This is a genomic window from Candidatus Schekmanbacteria bacterium (assembly GCA_003695725.1).
Taxonomy (GTDB): Bacteria; Schekmanbacteria; GWA2-38-11; order GWA2-38-11; family J061; genus J061.
The window spans coordinates 1-6430 of sequence record RFHX01000234.1 but is presented as its reverse complement, the minus strand read 5'-3'; the positions used below and the strand labels follow the sequence as shown (position 1 = coordinate 6430).

General features: G+C 39.0%; 6 protein-coding genes. All 6 read right to left on the bottom strand.

Annotation, left to right across the window (positions count from 1 at the left end; genetic code table 11):
- A partial coding sequence (pssA, locus tag D6734_09095; protein ID RMF93878.1) for a CDP-diacylglycerol--serine O-phosphatidyltransferase occupies positions 1-736 on the bottom strand: 736 nt, incomplete at its 3' end.
- The gene (locus D6734_09090) at positions 733-1368 is read right to left on the bottom strand and encodes a phosphatidylserine decarboxylase family protein (GenBank protein ID RMF93877.1); all 636 of its coding nucleotides are present in this window, start codon (positions 1366-1368) and stop codon (positions 733-735) included. The genes D6734_09090 and pssA, both read right to left, overlap by 4 nt.
- A 14-nt stretch (positions 1369-1382) precedes the next feature.
- Positions 1383-2387 carry a ketol-acid reductoisomerase gene (gene ilvC / locus D6734_09085; protein ID RMF93876.1) on the bottom strand — a complete coding sequence of 335 codons (1005 nt, stop codon included), beginning with the start codon at positions 2385-2387 and terminating at the stop codon, positions 1383-1385.
- A gap of 21 nt (positions 2388-2408) precedes the next feature.
- Positions 2409-2897 carry an acetolactate synthase small subunit gene (ilvN, locus tag D6734_09080; GenBank protein RMF93875.1) on the bottom strand — a complete coding sequence of 163 codons (489 nt, stop codon included), beginning with the start codon at positions 2895-2897 and terminating at the stop codon, positions 2409-2411.
- Positions 2898-4580 (bottom strand): biosynthetic-type acetolactate synthase large subunit, encoded by a 1683-nt coding sequence (gene ilvB / locus D6734_09075; protein RMF93874.1) that lies wholly within the window; start codon positions 4578-4580, stop codon positions 2898-2900.
- An 18-nt stretch (positions 4581-4598) separates the two neighbouring features.
- On the bottom strand, positions 4599-6257 hold the full coding sequence (gene ilvD, locus D6734_09070) for a dihydroxy-acid dehydratase (GenBank protein ID RMF93873.1): 1659 nt from the start codon (positions 6255-6257) through the stop codon (positions 4599-4601).
- Positions 6258-6430 lie beyond the last annotated feature (173 nt).

Here is a 6430-nt window from a genome sequence, read left to right as displayed (position 1 = left end):
GATAGATACCCTCGCATAGAGCAACAAAAAAATATCCCCAACATATTACAAAAAACATAAGTGAAGGCTTCATCAAAATCAAAAATAGGAAAAGAATTATTCCTATCAAAACATTAAAGGGCTTACTTCTCGAAAAATCTATGCCGCCAAGACTTCTAAATTTAAAAGTACTGACCATAAAAAGTGCAACAACATAAACAGCAACGACTGAAATAATTGCTCTGTACCGGAAAAAACCTTCTGTTGATTCCCAATAAGAAAAATAAAAAATAACAAGTGTTGCAATCAATGATGCTGCTGCAGGCGATGGCAGACCTATAAAATAATTCGATTTCTTGCCGGTTGCCTGCACATTAAACCTTGCCAATCTCAATGCCGTACATATTACATACAAAAAAGCTGCAACCCACCCAATTTTCCCATAAGGCCTCAAAGCCCAAACATATACGAGTATTGCAGGTGCTACACCAAAGGTCAATAAATCAGCAAGAGAATCAAACTCCAAGCCAAATCTCGAAGTTGTTTTAGTACTTCTTGCAACTCTTCCATCTAAACCATCAAAAAATGCGCCAAGAATAATTGCAATAGCTGACCTCAATATCCATTTCCTATCTACTGAAAAAACATTTCCTGTCGTAATGTTTATTGCATTTATGGACGCAATAATCGCGTAGAAACCACATAATGCATTTCCTGTCGTAAATAGACTCGGAAGAATAAAAATTCCTCTTCTCATTGTAATGTTCCTAAAATTGTTTTACCTGCTTTTACTTTGTCTTTTACTTTGATTGAAGGCACAAAATTATCGGGCAAATATATGTCAACTCTAGACCCAAAACGAATTAACCCAAATCGCGCTCCAGCTTTTACCTTCTCCCCTTCTTTGACCCAACAAACAATTCTTCTTGCAATCAGACCAGCAATCTGTACGAGCACTACTTTATGCCTTCCCGAATTTAATATTATAGCATTTTTTTCATTATCAGCGGAAGCCTTATCTTTAAATGCGGAAATAAATTTTCCCGAACTATAAATAATCTTTTCCACAATCCCCTCAACTGGCATTCTATTCACATGTACATTGAAAACTGACATAAATATGCTCACCATAATACATCCATTTTTGATATATGGTGTTTCATTAATTCTTTCAACCTTCAATATTGTCCCATCAGCTGGTGAAACTACCAGATTAGAACCTTTTGGAACTTTTCTTTCTGGATCTCTAAAAAAAGCGGTTACAAAAAAAGTTAGCAATGTTAGGAACATATTTAAGGGATATGGAGCTTCGATTATCCATGCTGCAAATGTAACAACTCCAAGAGGAATAATAAATCGAAGCCCGTCCTTTGCCAGCGGAATGTGCATTGCGTCACACAAAATTACTTGTTAACCGGCTTCCCTATCCAAGACATCATTCCTCTTAATTTTTTGCCAACTTCCTCTATTAAATGATTTTCTCCTTGTTTTCTCAATGCTTTGAATACTGGACCATTTGCCTGATTCTCATTTATCCATTCCCGTGCAAATTCCCCTGATTGAATTTCCTTCAAAATCTTTTTCATCTCTTTACGCGTTTCCTCTGTTATGACACGCGGGCCTCTTGTCAAATCACCATATTCCGCAGTGTTGCTGATGGAATAGCGCATATTGGCAATACCGCCTTCATAGATAAGGTCAACTATCAATTTCAGTTCATGAAGACATTCAAAATATGCGATTTCAGGCTGATATCCTGCTTCAACGAGAGTATCAAATCCGGCTCGAATTAGTTCCGTAACTCCTCCGCAAAGGACTACCTGCTCGCCAAAAAGGTCTGTTTCCGTTTCTTCCTTGAAAGTCGTCTCGATTACTCCTGCCCTTGTCGCACCAAGCCCCTTAGCATATGCTAGAGCAATCTTTTTTGCCTGCTTCGATGCATCATTCTGAACAGCAACCAATGCTGGAACACCCTTGCCTTCAGTATATAGGCGCCTTACAAGATGTCCCGGGCCTTTAGGCGCCACCATAACAACATCCACATCTTCTGGAGGTTCAATCTGATGAAAGTGAATATTGAATCCATGAGAAAAACCGAGAATATCTCCTTTCTTCAAATTGTTCTTTATAGAATTGTGATAAATGGAGCTTTGAAATTCGTCTGGAACCAATACCTGAATATAATCTGCTTTTGCGCTTGCTTCAGCCGCTTCGAAAACTTCAAAACCGGCTTTTTTTGCCTCTTTCCATTGTTTTGAACCTTTAAGTTCGCTGACTATGACATTTAGCCCGCTATCTCTAAGATTTTGCGCTTGCGCATGGCCTTGACTTCCATATCCTAAAATAGCGATTGTTTTTTTCTTTAGAAACTTCAAGTCAGCATCCTTTTCATGATAAATCTTAAGCATACCAATTAATCCTCCATTAAATTATTTTTTGCTTTTGCTCCCTCTACTCATTGCAACACATCCGGTACGGGCAATTTCCTTAATGCCGAAAGGCCTCAACAAGTCAATGAGGGCATTTATTTTGTCATTGTCTCCAGTTGCTTCCACAATAAAACTGCGTGGAGCAACATCTATTATTTTTGTCCTAAATATATCTATTATCTGCATTAATTCAGAACGCACCTTTGGTTCTGCATTAACTTTAATTAAAACCATCTCTCTATCAACATAATCTTCTCCTGTCAAATCGGTCACTTTAATGACATCAACAAGGCGTCTCAACTGTTTTATCACCTGCTCTATTATCTGGTCATCGCCTGCCGATATGATTGTCATTCGAGAAACTGTTGGGTCAATCGTTTCTCCAACAGAGAGCGATTTGATGTTAAAACCCCTTGCTGAAAAAAGGCCCGCAACTCTTGCAAGAACACCAAATTTGTTTTCTACCAATACAGAAATAATATGTTTCATTTAATCTACCAAAATATCCTTTACAGAACCACCTGCCGGAACCATTGGGAATACTTTCTCATCCTTTTCTATCTTAACTTCAATGACAACCGGCAATTTAGATTTCAATGATTTCTTGAAAATATCAATAAATTTTTTTTCATCATCTACATAATACCCTTCAGCCCCTAAACTTTCAGCTAATTTTACAAAGTCAGGATTAAAGTCGAGATCAGTGGCATAGTACCTCTTTTTATAAAATATAGTTTGATACTGTCTTACCATTCCATAGCTGTTATTGTTTAAAACTATAGAAATAAAAGGGACACCGTAAGTCTTGGCAGTCGCAATCTCCTGACAATTCATTTGGAAACTACCATCTCCTGAAATATTGACGACAATACTTTTTGGATTTGCCATTTTAGCACCAATTGCAGCAGGAAGTCCATATCCCATCGTTCCCAATCCGCCTGATGTAAGCCAAGTGCGCGGTTTTTTAAATTTGAAATACTGTGCAGTCCACATTTGATGCTGGCCCACATCAGTCGTTATTATTGCACTGTCATCTGCCAATTCCGATATTTTTTCTATCACCCATTGCGGTTTCAAATACCCTTTTTTTCCATCACCATAGAGCAAGGGATGCTTCGCCTTCCATTTTTCAATCTCTTTGAACCATTCAGTCCTTTTGGGTTTCGATTTAATCCTCTTTTTAACTTCTTCGTTCAGATGCTTCAGGACCTCTTTAACATCGCCTACAACCGGGATATCTACCGTGATATTTTTACTTATTGCAGAGGGGTCAATATCAATATGAACAACTGTGGCATCAGGTGCAAATTTATCAATCCTGCCCGTAACACGGTCATCAAACCTTGCTCCCAAAGCAATAATCAGGTCTGAATTATTTGTCGCCATATTTGCCCAATAGGTGCCATGCATTCCAAGCATTCCGAGAAACAACTTGTCATTTGAAGGGAATCCACCCAATCCCATAAGAGTAGAAGTTACAGGAATATTGAGCATATGTGCCAACTCTTCAACTTCTCTACTTGCATTTGACAAGATTACTCCACCACCCATATAGATTACAGGCCTTTTCGCCTCGGAAAGCTTTACTGCAATCTTTTCAATCTGCTTTGGATGCCCCTTAAGATTTGGATTATAACCTCTTATGGAAACCTTTTCAGGATATTCAAATTTAGTTTTTGAATGTATAATATCCTTTGGAAGGTCAACCAAAACCGGACCAGGCCTTCCTGTTGAGGCAATATAAAAGGCTTCCCTTATAATCCTTGCAAGGTCCTTAATATCATTTACGAGATAATTATGCTTTGTAATTGTTCTCGTTATACCTGCAATGTCTGCTTCTTGAAAAGCATCATCGCCTATCATAGTTGTAGGAACTTGCCCTGTAAAAGCAACCATCGGTATAGAATCCATATAAGCCGTTGCCAAACCAGTTACTATATTAGTGGCTCCCGGCCCTGAAGTTACCATACATACACCTGTCTTTCCTGAAACGCGAGCATAACCGTCGGCTGCATGCGCCGCGGCTTGTTCATGTCTGCAAATGATAAAATCGATAGGAGAATCATGCAATACATCGTACACGTCGCATAACACGGCTCCGGGAAGTCCAAAAATATGCTTTACATTCTCCCTTTCAAGGCACTCTACAATTATTTCAGAACCTTTCTTCAACTCCCACTCCTCGAAGACTTAAATCTTTTTAACGATAGCTCCGGTATTTGCAGACTGTACAAAAGAGGCATATCTTGCCAAATATCCTTCAGTAATTTTTGCTTTAGGGTGTTTTATTTTACTCAGCCTCTTTTTGAGCTCACCTTTGCTTATGAGAAGATCTATTTTTCTATTTGGAATGTCTATAGATATTATATCTCCATTTTTGACTGCGGCAATAGGTCCTCCACTTGCTGCTTCAGGAGAGATATGACCAATACACGGGCCTCTCGTCCCACCTGAAAAACGACCGTCTGTAACAAGAGCAACCTTATCGCCTAAACCTATGCCTATTAAGGCCGCTGTAGGCAGCAGCATTTCTCTCATCCCTGGGCCTCCGCGCGGACCTTCATATCTGATGACAACAACATCTCCTGCCTTTATTTTTTGTCCCGTAATTGCTTTGATTGCCTCCTCCTCTGAATCGAAAACCTTCGCCTTACCTTTGAATTTAAGCATTGATTCTACAACAGCACCTTGTTTGACTACTGCACCATCAGGTGCCAGTGTCCCTTTCAAAACTGCCAATCCCCCCTCCGTATGATATGCCTTTGAAAGGGGTCTTATCACATCCCTATCGTAAACTTTTGCAGATTTGGCTATTGCCTTTATGCTTCGCCCGGAAACAGTAATATTGTCATATAATTTATCTTTGAGAGTATGCAAAACAGCAGGTATTCCTCCTGCATATTCAAGGTCTTCCATATAATGATTGCCTGCTGGCTCAAGAAGAGTTATATGCGGAATTTTTTTGCTCAACTTGTCAAATTCCTCAAGCTTCAAATTTACACCTGCTTCATAAGCAATAGCAGGCAAATGCAGAGTTGTATTTGTTGATCCGCCAAGAGCCAAATCAACTATGATTGCATTTCTAAAAGCATTGATATTTAGAATTTTTCTTGGTGTAATTTTATCCTTTATCAGTTTAACAATCCTTTCTCCTGAATCTAAGGCGATTCTTCTCTTTTTTGACAATCCTGCAAGACCTGTTGCACATCCGCTTAATGACATACCCATAGCTTCTGTGAGGCAAGCCATTGTATTAGCTGTATAAAGCCCTTGACAAGAGCCAGGTCCGGGACATGCTTCCATTTCAAGCTCGCCAAGTTTTCCCAAAGATATTTCTCCGCTTTTGCATCTTCCAACACCTTCAAAAGTATCTCTTACCAAGGAAAGCTTCTTTTTCTCGAGTCTCCCTGTGATCATAGGTCCTGCAGTCAAAACAATTGAAGGCACATCGAGCCTTGCTGCCGCCATTAGCATACCAGGGGTAATCTTATCACAATTTGTAATCATAACGAGGCCATCTAAACTGTGGGCTAAAGTAACTGACTCAATTATATCTGCAATCAACTCTCTCGAAGGTAGTGAATAACTCATTCCTTTATGCCCCATAGCAATGCCATCGCAAATGCCTGGTACGCAAAAAATAAAAGGGTAGCCTCCTGCCGAATGGACTCCTTTCTCTACAAATCGTTCTAGGTCACGCATTCCTATATGGCCGGGAATCAAATCAGTAAAACTTGATACAATACCAATAAAGGGCTTTTTAAAATCGCTTTTTCTAACTCCTGTTGCATGAAAAAGCGCTCTATGAGGCGCTCTCTCTATTCCATCTTTTACTTCTCTACTTTTCATAAAGAAATCTCCATATGACTATTTCATTGATTTTGTAATGATTTCTACAACAAACTGAAGATACAATGCAAGTATTAATAATTGGTGAAGGGAAAAAACTGATTTTTATATTATTTGTGAAAATTAGACCGTAGAATTCTTTGCATATTCTCTAATTATGCTTTCCATACGGT

Coding starts and splice junctions, on each gene's coding strand:
- ilvN (RMF93875.1), bottom strand. CDS start 2,897: ATGAAACATATTATTTCTGTATTGGTAGAAAACAAATTTGGTGTTCTT.
- ilvD (RMF93873.1), bottom strand. CDS start 6,257: ATGAAAAGTAGAGAAGTAAAAGATGGAATAGAGAGAGCGCCTCATAGA.
- ilvC (RMF93876.1), bottom strand. CDS start 2,387: ATGCTTAAGATTTATCATGAAAAGGATGCTGACTTGAAGTTTCTAAAG.
- D6734_09090 (RMF93877.1), bottom strand. CDS start 1,368: ATGCACATTCCGCTGGCAAAGGACGGGCTTCGATTTATTATTCCTCTT.